Origin of the sequence: Natronolimnohabitans innermongolicus JCM 12255, assembly GCF_000337215.1 — an archaeon.
Taxonomy (GTDB): domain Archaea; phylum Halobacteriota; class Halobacteria; order Halobacteriales; family Natrialbaceae; genus Natronolimnohabitans; species Natronolimnohabitans innermongolicus.
Window position 1 is genome coordinate 1 of the sequence record NZ_AOHZ01000082.1, and the last position, 18,995, is coordinate 18,995.

Consider the following 18,995-nt stretch of genomic DNA (forward strand, 5'->3'; position numbering starts at 1 on the left):
CCCTGACCAGCCGCGAGGATTCGACCGGCGAGTATCCGATGGCCGGGATTCCGATCGACAACGCCGAGTCGTACATCGAAGAGTTGCTCGAGGCCGGCTATCGGGTTGCTGTCGCCGACCAGGTCGAAGAGCCCGGCGAGACCTCGGGCGTCGTCGAGCGTGCGGTCACGCGGGTGATCACGCCCGGCACGCTCACCGAGGACGAACTGCTCGCCGGCGACGACAACAACTTCGTCGCGGCGCTGGCCCGGAACGGCGACTCGCTGGGACTTGCCCTACTCGACGTCTCGACCGGCGATTTCCTCGCGACGAGTTCGACGTCGGAATCGGCGATCGAGGACGAAGTGAGTCGCTTCGCTCCCTCGGAGGCCGTCGTCGGTCCCGACGCGCCCACCGATCCCGTCCCCGACGACTGTATGGTCACGCCGTTCGACGCCCGCGCGTTCGATCGCGAGCGGGCCGGCGAGAAGCTCTCGGCGTACTTCCGAAACCGCGACACCTTGCTCGCCAGCGATGCCGAAATCCGAGCCTGTGGGGCCTTGCTCGCCTACGCGGAGTACGTCCGTGGCGGCGAACACGAGGGCGAGCGCGGCGATGGGAGCGACCGAGATGGGGACGACGGCGTCGACCTCGAGGGGCCGACCGAACGTCTCGAGTACATCACACGACTCACCCGATACGACCCCCGCGAGTACCTGCTGTTGGACGCCGTCGCCCTGCGGAGCCTCGAGTTGTTCGAGCCACGGTCGGTCCACGGCCGTGACGAGGCGACGCTCGTCGGCGTCCTCGACGAGACGGCAAGCGCTCTCGGCGGCCGAAAACTCAGGGACTGGCTCCGCCGGCCGCTGCTCGATCCCAGCCGGATCGAGGCGCGCCACGACGCGGTCGCGGAGCTGAAACGAAGCGTCCGGGAACGAGAGCGACTTCACGAACTGCTACGGGACGTTTACGATCTGGAGCGGCTGATCGGACGGATCTCCCGCGAACGCGCCAACGCGCGAGACCTGCGATCGCTGCGGGACACGCTGGCGGTCGTCCCTGATATCCGCGAGCAACTCGCCGACGCCGACTGCGACCGGCTGTGTGAACTCCACGAGCGACTCGATCCGCTCGCTGACGTCCGCGAGCTGATCGACGACGCGATCGTCACCGACCCACCGATCGAGATCACCGAGGGTGGGATCATCGCCGAGGGGTACGACGACGACCTCGACGAACTCCGACGAACCGCACGCGACGGTGAGCAATGGATCGACGACCTCGAGCAGCGAGAGCGCGAACGGACCGGAGTCGACTCGCTGAAGGTCGGCCACAACTCGGTCCACGGCTACTACATCGAGGTGACGAACCCCAACCTCGATGCGGTCCCGGAGAACTACCAGCGCCGGCAGACGCTGAAAAACTCCGAGCGGTTCGTCACGCCGGCGTTGAAAGAGCGCGAAGACGAGATCGTCGGTGCAAAGCAGCGTGCGGACGAACGCGAGTACGAACTGTTCCGCGAAGTCCGACGCGAGATCGCCAAGGACGTCGAGCGCGTCCAGGCTCTCGCCGACGCGGTCGCGACCCTGGACGCGCTCGTCTCGCTCGCCACCGTCGCCGCGCAGTACGACTACTGTCGGCCCGAGATCCTCGAGCACGGGACCGACGGAAACGCGGCAGGCGAACCGGGAGGCGGCCGCGAGGGACTCGAGATCGAGATCGAGGGCGGCCGCCACCCCGTCGTCGAGCGCACGCAGGAGTCGTTCGTCCCGAACGACGCGCGGCTCGCGAACGACCGGCGGCTGGCGGTTATCACCGGTCCGAACATGTCGGGGAAATCGACGTACATGCGCCAGGTCGCCCAGATCGTCCTGCTCGCGCAGGTCGGGAGCTTCGTGCCCGCCCGCGCGGCCAGACTGACGCCCGTCGACCGAATCTTCACCCGCGTCGGCGCCAGCGACGACATCGCCGGCGGTCGCTCGACGTTCATGGTCGAGATGGACGAGCTCGCGACGATCCTGCGCGAGGCCGACGAGCGATCGCTCGTATTACTCGACGAGGTCGGCCGCGGCACCTCGACCGCCGACGGACTCGCCATCGCGCAGGCCATCACCGAGCACGTCCACGATGAGGTCGGCGCGACGACGCTCTTTGCGACCCACCACCATCCCCTGACCGAGATCGCAGACGACCTCGCGGCCGCGTTCACGCTCCACTTCGAGGTCGAGCAGGTCGACGGCGAAGTGGTCTTCCACCACGAGATCGCCCCCGGCGCGGCGACCGGCTCCTACGGCGTCGAGGTCGCGACGGCCGCAGGGGTACCCGACGACGTCGTCGAGCGCTCTCGAGAACTTGCCGCCGAGGCGGCCGACGAGGACCGGGCGCTCGAGGGAGCCGACGAGGCGACCGACGGACATCGGTCCATCGAAACCGAGCACGACCACGACCACGCCCGCGCCCGCAACGCGCCAAGCGCTGCTGCCGCCGACGGCGGGGACGTTCCGACCGACATCGCCGCCGAACTACGGTCGCTCGACCTCGCGCACCTCACGCCCGTCGAGGCCCTGACGGAACTCGATCGGCTAAAGCAGTTGCTCGAGGAGGCGGACTGATCGAAGCCGAAAGCAAACAGCGCCGACTACCGTTTGAACCATTTAACGTCGCGACTCCGCAACCCGCGGCCGGTCAGTCGTCCCGTTGACCGACCTTCAGGAGCGCGAGCGCCGCCCCCAGCAGGGCGGTATTCTTCAGGAAGTGGATCAGTTCGTTCTGGCGTTCCTCCGGGTCGTCGACGTTCCAGAAGTCGTGCATCACCGGCGTGACGCCGATGAGGAAACTCGCGATGGCCGCGGCGGCGCTGGCCGGTAGCCGCCAGAGAACGAGGCCGATCCCGCCGGCGAGCAGTCCGCCGCTGATCGCGGGCACCGAAACGCTCGGCGCGGGCGCGCCCTTCGCCTCGGCGTAGGCGATCCGCCCCTCGAGGTTCCGCAGGTTCTCGAGTGCGTTGAACGCGAGGATCCCGCCGAACAGGGCGGTTCCAAAGCGAAACGCCGGCGTTTCGGTCACGTCGAGTTTCGATTCACCGGCAGCCGCTGTGCCGTCGTCCCGTCGCTGCGTCGTTCGTGTACGGAGACTCATCTATCGTCGACTACGGGACCGATCCGGGTTAGGATCCGCCACGGCAACTGCAGGGTCCCGAACGACCGAGCCGATACGCGGCGGTAGAAGTGCAGCGCGTACGACTACGTTGGCTCGAGCGAGACGAACTCCAGACCGTGGTCGACGAGCAGGCGGTCGGCGCGGTCGGTCACGGAGGGCGCGACGAGGATGCCGCGGACGTCGGCGTCGGCGTGGAGGTCGCGCTCGAGCGCGTCGACGTACCGGCGCAACTGTCCCACGGCGTCCGGGCCGACGCGGCGGCGTTTGAGTTCGACGACGACGGTCCGGCCCGCGGCGTCCTCGCCGTAGACGTCGACGGCCCCCGCGGACGTCTCGCGCTCGGTCGCCAGCGGCGTAAAGCCCGTCTCGAGCAGGTCCGGCTCATCGAGGATCCGCTGGCGGAGGTCCTCCTCGGTGCCCGACAGCGAGAGGTCGGACTCGTCGGTGCCGGAGAACGTCGAGACCTGCAGCACGCGCTCGAACCGCACTCGCAGGCGCTCCTCGGGCGTCGAGCGAACGCTCTCGAGGACGAGTCTCCGGGGCTCGACGTCGCCGTCCGGTTCGTCGGCCGACTCCGCGTTCGCCTCCGCGTCGGACTCGCAGAACGCGTCGTGCTCGCAGCCCGGCGGCTGCCAGTTGACCGGCTGTTGGCCTTCGTCGGTGTGGACCAGCACCGCGCCGTCGGGTTTGAGCATCACGTGGCGATCCCCCGCCTCGAGCGTGCTCGAGGCCCGCCCCTCGTAGTCGACGGTACAGCGCCCGAAGACCGTCACAAGGGCCTCACGCTCGAGGCCGTCGACGATCGCCTCGCAGGCCGATTCGAGGCCGGGGTGCTCGAGGGTAACGGCTCTCGAGGACTGGGAGTGGGATGTACCGGTGGTCACTGCTCCGACGTAGTCTGCGGGCGAATAAAAGGGACCCGAACGTCGCGGGCGGTCCGACCGTCGCGGCCCGCTGGCCCTGATCGTACAGCACTGTGAACATATTCGACTCCTGTTCGATCTGTGTACCGCCTTCTCAACCGTGTCACGAGGTTTTATCCACGTTCGTCCCTGAACGCCGGACACAATGACGTCCGATCCGACTCGACGCCGCGTTCTTCAGTTCGCCGGTGCCGGCGCAACCGCGTCGCTGGCCGGCTGTACCGGTCTCCTCGGCGATAACGGCGAACTCCAGGCCGACGAGGAACCCGATATCGATCCGTCCGAGGGGATCACCGCGGCGGTCGAGCCGGCCGACGAGGAGATGGCGGCACTCCAACAGGAGATCCAGACCGAACTCGAAGAGGGCGAACTCGACCAGCAAGCGGCCCAGATGGAGATGTACGAGCGCCAGAGCGAGCTGTTTCTGGAGCGCTCGATCGAGTTCGAATCCCGGCTGGCGGAGACGGACGAACTCACGGTCGAAGCCGCGATGGGCGAGATGGGCGCGTTCTTGCTCACCGGCTCGGACGAGCGGCTGGTCGAGTTGCTCCGCGACGGCGACGTCAGCGCGTTGCTGCCCGGCGAAGAGTACGCGGCCGCGCTCGAGGGAGGAGCGGAAGCGCCGCCGGAGGCCGAACCCGAGCCTGAGCCCGAACCCGAGCCGGACGACGGAGACGAAGAGAGAGATGATGATGATGAGGACGAGGACGATAATAACGGATCGGACGACGATGGCGACGGTGCGGACGACGATGAGACGGACGGAGACGCCGACGACGGTACCGACGACGACTCGAGTGACGACTAGTCGACGCTGAACGGACTCTCGCGCTCGGTCCAGTCCCAGCCCGGGAGCCGTTCCTGAAAGCCGGCCGCGAGCGCCGCCTCGAGGTCGTCGACGCCAGCGTTCTCGTCGGCGTCGCCGTGGACCTGCAGATCGGCGTAGTGGAAGGTCGCCTCGCCGAGCGTCCGCAGGGGTTGCGTGCCGCCGATCGTCGCGGCCAGTTCGCGGCCCAGAATTTCGTCGACGACGAAGCCCGGATAATCGCCCTCGACGTCCAGTTCGCGCAGGATCGCGACCATCGCGGCGACGTTGACGGCCAGATCGCCGTCGGCGAAGACGGCGTCGACTTCAGCGACGTACTGTCTTTCGGTAACGCGGTCGACGTCGGTGTCGAAGATCTCGCCGAGGTCGTCGCGGACGGTGTTGATGATCGGAACGACGGTTTCGGACCGGTCAGCGACCCAATTTCGCTCGGTGGCGACGCGTTCGGGAGTGAGCTCCATACCTCCCGTTCGGACCGCGCGGCCCTGGTTTTTGCGAAGGCTTTTATACTCCGCAAAGAATAGCCTCGAATAAGCGGGTTCTCCCTGGACTCTTCCCGCAGACCAGGACGACCGACCTGGGAGCGTATTCGTCACGAGACGGTGTTACACAGGATGATCCGGGATACGAGACGTACTGCGTCGTCTCATCGAGACGGCGCGTCGAACCGGTATCGTCGGGACGGACGAGTTCCGTCGGCCGTCGATTCGACGTCGACATCCTTTGGACCCTCCAGTTACCGTCCCAGACGGACGCACCCCGGCGGCGAGTACACGCAAGCCACAATCGGCGACCTATGAGTACTGTAGAGCAGCAACTCGACGACTTGAAAGCAGAGATCACGAGCGAGTTACCGAGCGATATCTCGGTCTCCTCGGTGAAATACGAAGGCCCCGAAGTGGTGGTCTACACGCGCGATCCGAAGGAGTTCGCCCAGCAGGGCGACCTCATTCGAAAGCTCGCGAGCAAGCTTCGCAAGCGGATCACCGTCCGCCCCGACCCGAGCGTTCTCGCTCGGCCCGACGAAGCCCGCGAGCAGATCATGAACGTCATCCCCGAGGAAGCGGGCGTGACGGACCTGGACTTCCACGCCGACACCGGCGAGGTCGTCATCGAGGCCGAAAAACCCGGCATGGTTATCGGCCGCCACGGGTCGACGCTCCGCGAGATTACCAAGAGCGTCGGCTGGACGCCCGAAGTCGTCCGCACGCCGCCGATCGAGTCCTCGACGGTCTCGAACGTCCGGAGCTTCCTCAAACAGGAGCGCGACGAGCGCCGCGACATCTTGGAGAAGGTCGGCCGACAGATCCACCGCGAGGAGATGTCCGACGACGAGTACGTCCGCATCACGACGCTCGGCTGCTGTCGCGAAGTCGGGCGCGCCTCTTTTATCATCTCGACGCCCGAGACGCGAATTCTCGTCGACTGCGGCGACAAGCCCGGCGCCGAGGGCGAGGTGCCGTACCTCCACGCGCCCGAAGCCCTCGGGGCGGGTCCCCAGACCATCGACGCGGTCGTCCTCACCCACGCCCACCTCGACCACTCCGCGCTGATACCCCTCCTGTTCAAGTACGGCTACGACGGCCCGATCTACTGTACCGAGCCCACGCGGGACCTGATGGGGCTGCTGACGCTCGACTACCTCGACGTCGCGGCCAAGGAAGGCCGCACGCCCCCCTACGACTCCGAGCAGGTCCGCGAGGCGATCAAACACTGCATCCCGCTCGAGTACGGCGACGTCACCGACATCGCCCCCGACGTCAAACTCACCTTCCACAACGCGGGTCACATTCTGGGCTCGGCCGTCTCGCACTTCCACATCGGCGACGGCCTCTACAACGTCGCGTTCTCCGGCGACATTCACTACGAGGATACGCGACTGTTCAACGGCGCGGTCAACGACTTCCCGCGCGTCGAGACGCTCGTCCTCGAGTCGACCTACGGCGGTCGCAACGACTACCAGACCGACCAGGAAGATTCCGAGGAGAAGCTAAAGGAGGTCATCAACGAGACCTACGACAAGGGCGGGAAGGTGTTGATTCCGGCGTTCGCGGTCGGTCGGTCCCAGGAGATCATGCTCGTCTTAGAAGAGGCGATGCGCAACGGCGACATTCCGGAGATGCCGGTCCACTTGGACGGGATGATCTGGGAGGCGACGGCGATTCACACCACCTATCCCGAGTACCTCCGTGACGACCTGCGCGACCGGATCTTCCACGAGGACGAGAACCCGTTCCTCGCCGAGGAGTTCAACCACATCGACGGCGGCGAGGAGGAGCGCCAGGACGTCGCCGACGGCGAACCCTGCATCATCCTCTCGACGTCAGGGATGGTCACTGGCGGTCCGATCATGTCCTGGCTCAGCCACATCGGTCCCGATCCGGACTCGACGATGGTCTTCGTCGGCTACCAGGCCCAGGGGACCCTCGGCCGGCGCATCCAGTCCGGCTGGGACGAGATCCCGACGAGCGAAGTCGGCGCGATGGGCAACGGCGGCGGCCGCGGCACCTTAGAGCTCAACGTCGACGTCGAAACCGTCGACGGCTTCTCCGGCCACGCCGACCGCGCCGGCCTCGAGAACTTCGTCCGCACGATGAACCCGCGCCCCGAGAAGGTCCTCTGTGTCCACGGCGACGAACGCTCCACGCAGGACCTCTCCTCCGCGCTCTACCACGAGTTCGATATGCGGACGTTCGCGCCGAAGAACCTCGAGACCTTCCGCTTCCTGTAACTCTCCGAAAACGCGTCGCGTTTTCGAGAAGGAAAAATCGCTCCACGGTTTTGAGTTCTCTCAGCACGACTTGGCGGGCTCGTTTCGCGGCTTCGCCGTCTTCTCGCGGGCGGCGAGACGGCGGAGCCGCTCGTTCGAGGGGGTTCCACCGCCTCGCTGCCCGCTCGAACGGTCCGTGGAGCGTTGCTCCACGCGGCTCCACCTCGAGGTCGCTTCGCGACCCCGCACCGCTCGCCCTTTCAGCCCACCGGAAGGCGGTCCTGCTCGCTGCGCTGTGCGGGCTGGGACTTCCGAGCCCTGGCTCACTGCGTTCGCCAGGACGCCAGGCGCTACCGCAGCGCGGCGCGCGAGTCTGCGCGCCGCGCGGACAGCCTGCCCTTCCCCGTGACTCGAGGGCGCGCCGCGAACGAACGGCGCACCCTCGAGACGGCCACGTGGGAAGTCACAGCGGTATGCTATCGGCCTCTTCGTCGTCCTCAGCGCGGTCTGTGCGACTGTCACGTTCGCGCTCAAGTACGTCGGCCCGAGGGCGTTTCATGCGGGTTCCGAGTCGGTGAGCGGGACCAGAATACGCTCGTTCATGGCTCGACGTACGGTATCTGCTGGTGTCTGTCGGGTCTGCCACGCCGTTTGACGTGGCGCTTCAGCCGCTTGTGCCGGTCTTGCGCTCGCAAGCGAGCGTTCATCGCCGTCGGCTCCGCCGCGCAGCGACACGCGTTTCCGCCTCGAGTCGCACGGTTCGAACGAATGGTACGCGACGAGTTGCAGTTACGTGCTCGAGCGACCGCCGTCGTCGAACACTGCCCGCCGACGATTCGTCGGCGACGCCGGGTGAGCGCGTCGTGACGTCGCTCTGGTTCGGCTACGCGCTCCTGACCGCGGTCGTCTACGCCGGCATCGCTCTCCTTTCGAAGGTCGTCAGCGGCACCGAGATCGACGATCCGATCGCGCTGACGGTCTACAGCTGCGTGCCCTTCTACGCGGTGTACGTCGTCGGGGGCGCCGCACTGGAGTGGCCGGCGCTCACGGGCGGTGACCGCGGCGTCACGTCGGTTCTCTGGTCGGCGCCGACCGCGACGGCGCTCGCCATCGGCGTCGTCTCGACGGTCGCCTACGGCGTGTACTACTGGGGGCTGGTCAACGGCGACGTCTCCCGGTTCGTCCCGGCGCTGGCGCTCGAGACGATCTTCGTCCTCGTGCTTGGCTACTTACTACTCGGCGAGGCGTTCCCGCCGGGGGTCTACGCCGGCGTCGGGCTGGTCGTCTTCGGCGCGCTGTTCATCGCCTACGAGCGCGGCGACGGCGCGTTGCTCGAGCGGCTGGGGCTGCCGACGGTCGCCGTCGCGATGGCCGCCGCCGTCGCCTTCGCGGCACTAAATACGGGGATGAAGGCGCTGACGGACAGCTTCGGGACGGTCGAACTGCTGTTCTGGATCAGCCTCGGCGGTCTCCTTTCCGTCGTCGCGATCGCGCCGTTTCGGATTCGGACCGGCGACGCTTCGGTCGGCCCGCCGTCTCTGCGTCAGTTGACGAGCGGCGAACGGCTGCTGATCGTCGGCGGCCTGTTGAACGCCGTTGCGCTCTTTACGTTCCTGCGGGCGCTCGAGCACGGCCCCGTCTCGCTGGCGACGGCGATCACCAAACTCGACGTGCTGCTGGTCTTCGTCGGCGCGCTGACGCTGTCGAAGCTCGCGCCGGCGCTGCTGACGGAGCAGTTCGATCCGTTCACGCTGGCACAGAAAGCGTCTGCGTCGGTGATCATCCTCGCCGGCTGCGTGTTGATCCAGTTCAGCTACTGACGGGTGCGCACACCAGCTTCTCGAACCGTGTAGCGATCGAAAACGACGGAAACGGCGGGAGACACTCGAGTCAGGACAGCTGTTTCGAGACCCACTCGAGGTTCGTCGCGATCACGGCGAGTGCGAGCGCGCCGAGGGAGATGAGAATGAGGAACGTCGAGACGACGCTCACCATCGGGTCCATCGCCTGTCGGAGTTCGGTCCAGGCCAGAACGGGAATCGTCTGCGTGGTGGACGTCGAGAGGAACAGCGCCATCACGAACTCCTGGAGGCTGATGATAAAGGCGAGCAGTGCGCCGACGAAGACGCCGTGTTTCACGTTCGGGAGTACGACGTGGACGAACGACTGGACGGGACCCGCACCGAGGTCGTGGGCGGCGTCTAGCTGTTGCCAGTCGAAGCGGCTGAACACCGATCGCATCACGAAGTAGACCAGCGGCGTCGCCCACAGGGTGTGTGCGAGGATGATGCTCACGTACGAGCCCCGCAATCCGCCCTCGTTGAAGTACATCAACAGCGTGATTCCGAGGATGACCGGCGGAATCAACAGCGGGATGAGTACCAGCGGCGCCACGACGCTGCCGAGCGAACTGTCGTCGAACTCCTGGCCGAACGCGCCGAGCACGCCGAGCAACGTCGCGAGCGCGGCGGTACCGACGCCGACGATAATGCTGCTCGTGAACGCCTCGAGCCAGCGGATGCTATCGAAGAACTCGACGTACCAGGTCAGCGAGAGGTTCTCGGGCGGGAACGCGATTCGAGCCCCGTCCGAGAACGAGGTTGCGATGACGACTAACAACGGCACGACCATGAGCGCGAACAGCGCCAGATAGCCGGCGCGGAACGCGACGGTTTCGACGGTTTCTCTATGCAAGTTCGAAGTCACCTCCGAATCGGTTGAGGACGCCGAAGATCGCGGCGATACAGCCCGACATCAGGCCGAGCATGACGACCGACAGCGCGGCTGCGGTGGGGTAACTCATGTCCGAGAGCATCAGTCCCTCGACGTAGATGGCGAACGTGATACTGTTCGAGAGCAGTTCGGGCGCCGCGTAGGCGCCGACACTCCAGGCGAACGAGACGACCGCCGCGACGATGATTCCCGGCATCACCTGCGGGACGACGACCTCGAGGACCGACCGCGGGCGACTCGCCCCGAGGTCGCGGGCGGCCTCGACGACGTGCCAGTCTGTCGTCGCCATGACGCTGTAGATCGCGAGCACGGCGTACGGAAGGACGATGTACAGCTGCGCGACGACGACGCCGGCGGTCCCGGGAACGAGCCCGGCGGGAACCAGCAACGGATCGAACGCGTAGGTCCGGATGACGAGCGTCGTCAGCAACGGCAGGACGACCGAGAACAGCAGGAGCGACTTGACGACCCCGCTCGAGCGCCAGATCGCGTACGCGTAGAACAGCCCGATCGCGACGGAAAGCACCGTCACGACGACGCCGAGGAAAAACGAGTAGCCGAGGACGCTCCAGATCAGGTCGCTGGCGAAGACCTGCTGGTAGGCTTCAAGCGACCACGTTCCCTCGTGGTAGACGCCGTCGCTCGATGGAGCGGCGAAGCTGATCCGCAACAGGATGGCAAACGGGATCACGAAGATCAGGAGCTCGAACGCGATCAGCGGCGCCATGAGCAACAGCGCCCGACGCGACCCCGACTGGGTCGCCAGCCGCGACCGGACGGCACTGATCGGGTTCGGGAGCGCTGACGCCGAGGTGGACGTCGCCTCCGTCATGGCTCACGAAGCGATACGCGGCTCCCGTCCGCGCGAAACGCGAGGACATCTTCGCCGTCCCACTCGAGGGTCACGTCGTCGCCGGCCGACAGCGATCCCGAACTCGCGTCCGTTCGCTCGGCGAACACCGACGCGCCGTCGATCGACACGGAGTAGCGAACGGTCGAGCCGCGGTAGATCACGTTCGCGACCGTTCCCGCGACGGCGTTGGTCGTGCTGCCGTCGGTGACCGCGCGCTGGTCGGCGGTGGCGGTCGCCGCCGCGTCCGGCTCCCCCCGGTCGATCGAGAGGATCTCCGGTCGCAACGAGAGCGTTAGCTCGTCGCCGGACTCGAGGCCGTGGGCGCCGTCGCTCGGAAGGATCAACTCGGCGCCGAGTTCCGTCTCGACGTAGACCGCCTCCCCGTTCGTTCGCGCGACCGTCGCGTCGACGAAGTTGGTGTCGCCGAGGAAGCCCTCGATGAAGCGGTTCTTCGGATTTTCGTATACCTCGTCGGGGTCGCCGACCTGAATCAGTTCGCCCTCGTTCATGATGCCGATGCGGTCGGCGAGCGTGAACGCCTCGTCCTGGTCGTGGGTGACGTGGACGAACGTCTCCTCGAGGTCGTCGTGGATCTCGCGGAGTTCGATCTGCATGTCTTCCCGAAGCCGCTTGTCGAGGTTCGACAGCGGCTCGTCTAAGAGCAAGACGTCCGGGTTGACGGCGAGCGACCGCGCGAGCGCGACCCGCTGTTTCTGGCCGCCGCTCAGCGTCGTCGGATCCTCGTCGCCGTAGCCGCCCATCTGGACGCGCTCGAGCATCGCCTGCGCGCGCTCTCGGCGCTCGTCCGTCGGTACGTCGCGCATCTTGAGCCCGAAGGCGACGTTTTCGAGCACCGTCTTGTGCGGGAACAGCGCCCAGTCCTGAAACACCGTCGACGTGTTCCGGTCGTAGGCCGGCTGGTCGGTGACGTCCTCGCCGTCGAGTCGGATCGCGCCCTCGGTGGGCGTCTCGAGGCCGGCGAGCATCCGCAGCGTCGTGGACTTGCCGCTGCCGCTCGGCCCGAGCAGACAGAGCAGTTCGCCGTCGTCGATCTCGACCGAGACGTCTTCGACTGCGGTGGTCTCACCGTATCGCTTCTCGAGTCCCTGTAGCGTGATGTCGGACATAACTGTTGAAATAGCGTGAAGTGAACGTCGGTTCGGTTAGGACGAGTGTTGCATACTGTCGAACGCCTCGGAGAGATCACCGTCGTGCTCCGAGAGGAACTCCCAGTCGGGGAACGCGACGTCACGGGCCTCCTCGTCGGTCGTCGGGAGGTCGTCCTCGAGCTCCTCGGGGTAGTCGATGTTCTCGTTGCTGAACATCATCGGATGGTCTTCGGCCCACGTTGACTGGACCTCGGCGTCGAGCAGGAAGTCGATGAACTCCTCGGCCTCGTCCTGTCTGTCGGTCCCGCGGACGACACACCAGTTGTTGATCCAGCCCGTCGTCTGCTCGGGCATCGTGTGTGTCAGCCCCTCCTCGTCGTCGATGTCGTAGGCCGTCTGGTCGTAGTACCACTGGGCGACGTCGATCGTTTCGTTGTCGAACGCCTGCCAGATGTCCTCGCCGGAGCTGGCCCACTCGTCGACGCCCCAGTCATCGACGGCCTCGAGGATCTCCTCGTGGTTGTCCTCGTCGTACATTACCTCGGCGTCGCCTTCTTCGCCCATCCCGAGCGCCGCGGCGTACATCGGGTACCACCAGAAACCGGTGTCGATGCCGACGCCCTCGCTGTTGGCGACGGCGTCACCGGAGAGGTCGGCCCACGTCTCGGGGTCGACGTCGGCGTCCTCGCGGTGGATGATCGTACAGGGTGCGCCGTCGACCGGCATCCCGTACTCGGGGTCGCGAATCTCCGTGAAGAAGTCCATAATCTCGTCCTCGTTGGAGATGTTGTCCCGGTCGATGGGCTCGAAGAGGTCGTCCTGTCGACCGTAGTAGTAGAAGTTCCCCTCCGCGACGGTAACGTCGAACGGCGGGTCGTCCTCCGGCGCGTTTCGAATCTGCTCTAAGACGCCGTCCCAGCCGCGCTCGACCTGGATGTCGGTATCGTGGTCTTCTTCCCACTGGCTCACGAGGCCCTCCTCGAACCGGTCGGCGTAGTTGCCGCTCCAAACCATCACGCGGAGCCCGTCCCCGCCGCCGAGGAGTTCCGCACATCCCGCCAGCGCGGTCGCCGATCCGACCGCCGTCGCCGACAATAACCCTCGGCGCGAAACCGCCGACGAGTCGGCGCCTGATTCGGAACCTGTCTCGCTCGTCTCTGCAACCCGATCTGGGTCTGCAGCCATTGGTGCTCCGGTTCTTCTTTGATCGCGACATAAATGGGTTGTGAACTCTCGGCAACAGCTTACTCAGTCGACACTTTCTGGACGGTGCGCTAGACGCACCGTCGTCGTTTCGGGTTTCGTCGAAACGGAGCGGTTCGTACGCCCGCACCTCGATTCTCGGCGAAACCGCAGTCGATCCGTGGTGTTGGTAAGTTCGGGGGGTGGTACTCCGTCTCAGGCGTCGGATCGGTCGTCGACGAACACGGAACCAGCGAAAACGCGCGTAACTGAGACGCGCGGGCTCTCGAGGCGACCGCAGATCACCCGGCGACGTCGACCAGCGGGTAGGCGCGACCGGTCACTCACTCCCGTCGGCCGCCTCGTCCTCCCAGCGCTCCTCGTGGACTAGCGAGTCGACCGCGAGTCGCTCGCGCCAGCCCTCGCGCTGGAGGACCGGTTCGTCGGGAAAGCCGTCTTCGGGGTAGCCAAGACAGAGGTAGGCGACCGGCTTCACGTGGGGCGGAATCTCGAGTACCTCCCGAACCTCGTGGGGGTAGAGCACGCTCACCCAGCCGACGCCGACCCCTTCGGCGCGGGCGGCCAGCCAGAGGTTCTGGACCGCGAGACAGGTCGAGTAGACGTCCGTCCGACGCATCGAACTCCGTCCGAGGACGTGGGGAGCGCCCCGCGTCGGATCGCAGGTGACGCAGACGTTGACCGGCGACTCGCGGATCCCCTCGAGTTTCAACGCGGCGAACTCGCTTCGGCGAGGCTCTCGGTACCCCTCGCGTGCGGCCGCGATCGCCCGGTCGGCGATGTCGGCGATGTCGGCTTTCGTCCCCTCGTCGCGCACCACCACGAGGTCCCACGGCTGCGAGAAGCCGACGCTCGGGGCGTGGTGGGCGGCCTCGAACAGGCGCTCGAGGACGGCGTCGGGGATCGGATCGCGACGAAATCGTCGAATGTCGCGCCGAGCGTAGATCGTCTTGTACACCGCCTCACGCTCGGCATCGCTGAATGCAGCCATTATTGTCTGTGTTAAAATGAATTTGTATAAAGTCGGTGATCGGCGACAGCCGTCCGGCGAAACGGGCTCGATCACCGTGCGGTGCGCGTCGCTACGCGCTCGAGTGGTCGTCCCGTCCGTCTGTTCCCTCCGTTCCGTCCGCCTCGGGCGCCTCGGCCGGGTCGACGACGTCGTCGGTCTCGGGATAGACGCCCACCTGCTCGCAGCGATCGGCCATCGGACAGGCCTCCGGATCCTCGAGGCAGGCCGGCTTGCGCGCGGTGCAGTACTCGCGGCCGAACTGGATTGTCGCCGTGTGTCCGAAGCCGCACTTCGCGGCGGGGACCTCTCGCTCGAGGACGGCCCGAACGTCCTCGTGGTCGGCGTCGGCGGGTGCGATGCCCAGCCGGCGATAGATCCGGTGGACGTGCGTGTCGACGGGGAAAACCCCGCCGCGTCCGCCGGCGAACAGCAGGACGCAGTCCGCGGTTTTGGGTCCGACGCCGCGCACGTCGAGGAGGGTTTCTCGGACCGTTTCAGGGGCCTCGTCTTTGACGTACTCGTCGAAGGCGACGGCGGAGCCGAACTCCTCGATGACCCACTCGGCGGTCGCGATGATAACCTCGGACTTCTGGTTGTAGAGGCCCGCGGAACTGATCGTCTCTGCGAGCGCGGACCGTTCGGCCTCGGCGAGCGCCCGCGCGAGGTCGACCCCTTCGGCGTTGTAGCGTTCTATCAACGCGTCGTGGGCCGGCTGGCTCGCCTTGTCGCTCGTGTTCTGGCTCAGAATCGTGCGAACGAGGCAGGTGAAGGCGTCCTGTCCGCCGTACGTTTTCTCCCAGTACAGTTCGCCGAGTCGGTCGACGACCCGTTCCGCGCGCGTGTCGGCGGTCGCGGGGTCGAACTCGGCCGCGACGCCGCCGCCGTCGACGCCGCCGCTGATGTTCACCGACGGCTCTCGATCGTCGCTCATACGGCACCGTTGGGGCCAGCGGGACAAAACGACGGCGGACGACGGGGTCTCGTACGGCCCCAGTCCGCCTCACTCCGCGTCGACGCTGATCGTCACGGTCGCCTCGGCGCCGTCGGCAAGCGCCGCGACGAGGTCCCGATCGAACCCCTCGGCGGCGAACGCGGCGCCGTTGAGGATCGTTCGGTCGTCGATGTAGTCGCTCGTCCGTCCGACCGCGCTTCGCTCGTTGGTGAACTCGAGGTCGGGGTCGCCCCGTCCGGTCACCGAGTCGCTGTGGCCGCCGGCTTCGATTTCGACCGTGATCGTCGCGTCCGCGTCCCGACACGCGTCGACGAAGTCGGGATCGAAGTCCGCGGGCGCGCGGTCGGCCTCGATAGCGAGGATGCAGTCGCCCGCCGGCGTGAGATAGTCGTCGGTCGTCACCTCGAACGTGCTCGCGTGCTCGGCGGTCACGTTCTCGTGGCCGCGAGCGCGGATTACTTCGTCCATGCCTGCCGGTTCGGCCCCGGGCGGAAAACGAACTCGAAGTCGAGCGAGAGTACCGGTCCTCGGGAAGCGCGAACTCGTCCCTCCGTAACGCCCATAACCGTCACCTCGAATACGTGTAGTAGTGGCCGACTGGAATCCGTTCTCCGCACCGAGGGGGGCGAATCGGTCTATCGCTCTTCTCGGGTGGCTATTCGTCGTCCTCGCCGCCGGACGGGCGTATCTGCGACTCGACCAGGGGGCGACCGTCAGCGACATCCTCGTCATTACGCTGCTGATCGCCGCGCCCGGGTTCGTGCTCGCCGCCGCGAGCTACTGGCTCTCGAGGGTCGACGTCGACGAGCAGTTCTATCCCGACGTACTTCGGTGGTGTCTCGCCGGATTCGGCCTCATGGCGGGCGTGTTGGTCCTGTACCACCTCCAGCCGGACGCCAGCATCACCTCGCCGACGACGGCCCCGCCCATACTGCTGGCACTTAGCACCCTCGCCGGCTTCGCAGTCGGCCTCCACGACGGGCGAGCCAAAACGCGCACGCACGAACTCGAGCAACGAAACAACGACCTCGAGCGGACGCAGGCGGAACTCGAGGAGACGGTGGCCGAACTCGAGGCGTCGAACGAGCGTCTCGAGCGCTACAGACGATACACCGACGACGTGTTAGACGCCATCAGCGACATCTTCTACGTGTGCACGGCCGACGGAACGTTGCGGCGCTGGAACCGAAGCCTCAACGAGGTGACCGGCTATTCGGACGCCGAGATCGCGTCGATGAGCGTTCCGGAGCTTATCGGCGGTCCAGACCGTGAGACCGTCGAATCGACGATCGATGCGGGGTTCGAACGGGGACGCGTTCAGGTCGAAACGAAACTGCTGACCAGCGGCGGCGACCGAATCCCCTACGAGTTCACTGCCTCGCGCCTCGAGACGCCCGACGGCGAGCCAGTGCTGGCGGGAATCGGGCGCGACGTCTCCGACAGGAACGCCCGCGAACGAGCCCTCGAGGAATCCGAGCAACGCTACCGCACGCTCGCCGAGAACTTCCCCAACGGCGCCGTCGCGCTGATCGACGACGAGTTGCGACACACGCTCGTCGAGGGCCAGGGCTTCGAGAAGCTGGATTTCGACGCCGACGAACTCAGGGGAAAACGGATCGGAGAGGTGTATCCGTCGCCGATCGAGGACGAACTCGAGTCGCAGTTCCGAACCTCGCTCGAGGGGGAGGCGACCGCCTTCGAACTCGAGTTACAGGATCGCACGTTCGAGTTCCGAACGATTCCGTTAACGGACGACGAGGGCGACGTCTTCGCCGTGCTGGCGATGTCACAGGACGTGACCGAACGCAAGATCCGCGAGCGCGCCCTCGAACGAACCGAGCGGCGCTTCGAGGCGATTTTCAACGATCCGAACATCCTGGTGGGGCTGCTCGAACCCGACGGGACCGTCCTCGACATCAACCAGACGGCGATGGAGTACGTCGACGCCGACCTCGCGGACGTCGTTGGCGAACCGTTCTGGGAGACGCCGTGGTGGAACGCGGCCGACGGAAGCGAGTCGGGCGAGTGCGCCGGCGTGGCCACGGACGTCGAACGCTGGACCAAGCGGGCGGCGACCGGCGAGTACGTCGACTTCGAGGCCGACCTCACGCGTCCGGACGGCGAGGAGTACACGCTCAGCGGCTACTTCAGGCCGGTCACCGACGAGCATGGCGACGTCGTCTCGCTCATCGTCTCTGATCGCGACGTCACCGAGCGCAAGGAACGCGAGCGCGAACTCGAGCGGCGGGCCCACCAACAGCAGATCGTCGCCGACCTCGGACAGTTCGCCCTCGAGACCGACGATCTGGACGAACTCATCGACGAAGCGTGTCGGAAGGTGGCCGACGTCCTCGACACCGAATACTGCAAGGTGCTCGACCTCGACGACGACGGCGAGACGCTCTTGCTTCGACAGGGGGTCGGCTGGCGGGACGGTATCGTCGGCGAAGCGACGATTTCCGCAATCGAGGCAGACTCGCAGGCCGCCTACACCCTGGCGAACGATCAGCCGATCGTCGTCGAGGACCTCTCGTCCGAAACGCGTTTTGGCGGCCCCGACCTGCTCCGAAATCACGGCGTTCGATCCGGTATCAGTACCGTTATCGGCCCGTTCGACGAGCCGTGGGGTATCCTCGGAACGCACGACACTGCGCCCCGAGAGTACACGGACGAGGACGTCACGTTCGTCCAGAGCGTCTCGAACGTCCTCGCCGAGGCGATCGAGCGCCACCAGTACCGGGCCGACCTCGAGGAACTAGTGGCCGATCTCGAGGAGTCTAACACGCGCCTCGAGGAGTCGAACAGACGCTTAGAGCAGTTCGCCTACGCGGCCAGCCACGACTTACAGGAGCCGTTGCGGATGGTCTCGAGCTACCTTCGGTTGATCGAGCGCCGGTACGGCGACGCGCTCGACGAGGACGGCGAAGAGTTCCTCGAGTTCGCGGTCGACGGCGCCGACCGAATGCGCGAGATGATCGAGGGACTGCTTCAGTACTCTCGCGTCGAGACGCAAGGCGAGGCGTTCGAACCGGTCGATCTCGAGGACGTTCTCGACGACGCACGCGACGACCTCCGGATGCGAATCGACGAGACCGACGCCGAAATCACCGCCGACTCGCTCCCTCGCGTTCGAGGCGACAGCGACCAGTTGCGGCAGGTGTTCCAGAACCTGCTCGCCAACGCGATCCGATACAGCGGCGAGGGGCCGCCGCGGGTACACGTCTCTGCCGAACGGAACGGATCGACGTGGACGGTCTCGGTCGCCGACGAGGGGATCGGGATCGACCCCGGCGATCAGGACCTGATCTTCGAGGTCTTCGAGGGACTCCCCGTCGACGGCGAGTACGCGGGGACGGGGATCGGACTGGCTGTCTGTGAACGGATCGTCGAGCGCCACGGCGGCGAGATCTGGGTCGACTCCGAGCCCGACGAGGGTGCGACGTTCTCGTTTACGCTGTCGGCTGTATCCGACGAACCCGGAACGGGCGACTGATCGGACGCAGTCAGAGCGCGCTTCGCAGTCGAAAACAGACGGTTCG

General features: G+C 66.3%; 15 protein-coding genes. 5 read left to right on the forward strand and 10 right to left on the reverse strand.

The genetic code is table 11. The features are described from left to right. The first annotated feature begins 2 nt into the window (after positions 1–2). Positions 3–2,591 carry a DNA mismatch repair protein MutS gene (gene mutS, locus C493_RS17225; protein WP_007260766.1) on the forward strand — a complete coding sequence of 863 codons (2,589 nt, stop codon included), beginning with the start codon at positions 3–5 and terminating at the stop codon, positions 2,589–2,591. A gap of 73 nt (positions 2,592–2,664) precedes the next feature. Here mutS and C493_RS17230 read toward each other — a convergent pair whose 3' ends face one another. After that, positions 2,665–3,117 (reverse strand): DoxX family membrane protein, encoded by a 453-nt coding sequence (locus C493_RS17230; RefSeq protein ID WP_007260767.1) that lies wholly within the window; start codon positions 3,115–3,117, stop codon positions 2,665–2,667. A 104-nt stretch (positions 3,118–3,221) separates the two neighbouring features. Then, positions 3,222–4,022, reverse strand: coding sequence for an endonuclease NucS (gene nucS / locus C493_RS17235; protein WP_007260768.1), 801 nt, complete (start codon positions 4,020–4,022; stop codon positions 3,222–3,224). A gap of 184 nt (positions 4,023–4,206) precedes the next feature. Here nucS and C493_RS17240 point away from each other — a divergent pair, with 184 nt between their 5' ends. Further along, entirely contained in the window at positions 4,207–4,869 is a 663-nt protein-coding gene (locus tag C493_RS17240) for a hypothetical protein (protein ID WP_007260769.1), read from the forward strand. Here the strand turns inward: C493_RS17240 and C493_RS17245 are convergent. Further along, positions 4,866–5,348, reverse strand: coding sequence for a hypothetical protein (locus C493_RS17245; protein ID WP_007260770.1), 483 nt, complete (start codon positions 5,346–5,348; stop codon positions 4,866–4,868). The genes C493_RS17240 and C493_RS17245 overlap by 4 nt on opposite strands. 335 nt (positions 5,349–5,683) lie before the next feature. Here C493_RS17245 and C493_RS17250 point away from each other — a divergent pair, with 335 nt between their 5' ends. Next, entirely contained in the window at positions 5,684–7,618 is a 1,935-nt protein-coding gene (locus C493_RS17250) for a beta-CASP ribonuclease aCPSF1 (RefSeq protein ID WP_007260771.1), read from the forward strand. A gap of 842 nt (positions 7,619–8,460) precedes the next feature. Further along, positions 8,461–9,417, forward strand: a complete 957-nt coding sequence (locus C493_RS17255; protein ID WP_007260772.1) for an EamA family transporter — start codon at positions 8,461–8,463, stop codon at positions 9,415–9,417. A 70-nt stretch (positions 9,418–9,487) separates the two neighbouring features. Here C493_RS17255 and C493_RS17260 read toward each other — a convergent pair whose 3' ends face one another. From C493_RS17260 to C493_RS17290, 7 genes are all read right to left on the reverse strand, one after another. Then, complete coding sequence (locus tag C493_RS17260) at positions 9,488–10,291, reverse strand: ABC transporter permease (protein WP_007260773.1); 804 nt, start codon at positions 10,289–10,291, stop codon at positions 9,488–9,490. After that, complete coding sequence (locus C493_RS17265) at positions 10,284–11,162, reverse strand: ABC transporter permease (protein ID WP_007260774.1); 879 nt, start codon at positions 11,160–11,162, stop codon at positions 10,284–10,286. The genes C493_RS17260 and C493_RS17265 overlap by 8 nt, the downstream gene beginning before the upstream one ends. Further along, positions 11,159–12,310, reverse strand: a complete 1,152-nt coding sequence (locus C493_RS17270) for an ABC transporter ATP-binding protein (protein WP_007260775.1) — start codon at positions 12,308–12,310, stop codon at positions 11,159–11,161. The genes C493_RS17265 and C493_RS17270 overlap by 4 nt, the downstream gene beginning before the upstream one ends. A 36-nt stretch (positions 12,311–12,346) precedes the next feature. Beyond that, positions 12,347–13,477, reverse strand: a complete 1,131-nt coding sequence (locus C493_RS17275; RefSeq protein ID WP_049889446.1) for an ABC transporter substrate-binding protein — start codon at positions 13,475–13,477, stop codon at positions 12,347–12,349. A 337-nt stretch (positions 13,478–13,814) separates the two neighbouring features. Continuing rightward, positions 13,815–14,483: a 5,6-dimethylbenzimidazole synthase gene (gene bluB / locus C493_RS17280; protein ID WP_007260777.1), complete on the reverse strand. Its 669-nt coding sequence runs from the start codon at positions 14,481–14,483 to the stop codon at positions 13,815–13,817. A 91-nt stretch (positions 14,484–14,574) separates the two neighbouring features. Continuing rightward, positions 14,575–15,435, reverse strand: coding sequence for an endonuclease III domain-containing protein (locus tag C493_RS17285; RefSeq protein ID WP_007260778.1), 861 nt, complete (start codon positions 15,433–15,435; stop codon positions 14,575–14,577). Positions 15,436–15,504: 69 nt separating this feature from the next. Beyond that, positions 15,505–15,924 (reverse strand): DUF371 domain-containing protein, encoded by a 420-nt coding sequence (locus tag C493_RS17290; RefSeq protein WP_007260779.1) that lies wholly within the window; start codon positions 15,922–15,924, stop codon positions 15,505–15,507. Between the two features lie 121 nt (positions 15,925–16,045). On the opposite strand from C493_RS17290, the gene C493_RS22325 reads away from it, so the two are divergent. Continuing rightward, positions 16,046–18,949 carry a PAS domain-containing protein gene (locus tag C493_RS22325; protein ID WP_007260780.1) on the forward strand — a complete coding sequence of 968 codons (2,904 nt, stop codon included), beginning with the start codon at positions 16,046–16,048 and terminating at the stop codon, positions 18,947–18,949. Positions 18,950–18,995 lie beyond the last annotated feature (46 nt).

Coding starts and splice junctions, on each gene's coding strand:
- C493_RS17230 (WP_007260767.1), bottom strand. CDS start 3,117: ATGAGTCTCCGTACACGAACGACGCAGCGACGGGACGACGGCACAGCG.
- C493_RS17240 (WP_007260769.1), top strand. CDS start 4,207: ATGACGTCCGATCCGACTCGACGCCGCGTTCTTCAGTTCGCCGGTGCC.
- C493_RS17245 (WP_007260770.1), bottom strand. CDS start 5,348: ATGGAGCTCACTCCCGAACGCGTCGCCACCGAGCGAAATTGGGTCGCT.
- C493_RS17250 (WP_007260771.1), top strand. CDS start 5,684: ATGAGTACTGTAGAGCAGCAACTCGACGACTTGAAAGCAGAGATCACG.
- C493_RS17265 (WP_007260774.1), bottom strand. CDS start 11,162: ATGACGGAGGCGACGTCCACCTCGGCGTCAGCGCTCCCGAACCCGATC.
- C493_RS17270 (WP_007260775.1), bottom strand. CDS start 12,310: ATGTCCGACATCACGCTACAGGGACTCGAGAAGCGATACGGTGAGACC.
- C493_RS17275 (WP_049889446.1), bottom strand. CDS start 13,477: ATGGCTGCAGACCCAGATCGGGTTGCAGAGACGAGCGAGACAGGTTCC.
- bluB (WP_007260777.1), bottom strand. CDS start 14,483: ATGGCTGCATTCAGCGATGCCGAGCGTGAGGCGGTGTACAAGACGATC.
- C493_RS17285 (WP_007260778.1), bottom strand. CDS start 15,435: ATGAGCGACGATCGAGAGCCGTCGGTGAACATCAGCGGCGGCGTCGAC.
- C493_RS17290 (WP_007260779.1), bottom strand. CDS start 15,924: ATGGACGAAGTAATCCGCGCTCGCGGCCACGAGAACGTGACCGCCGAG.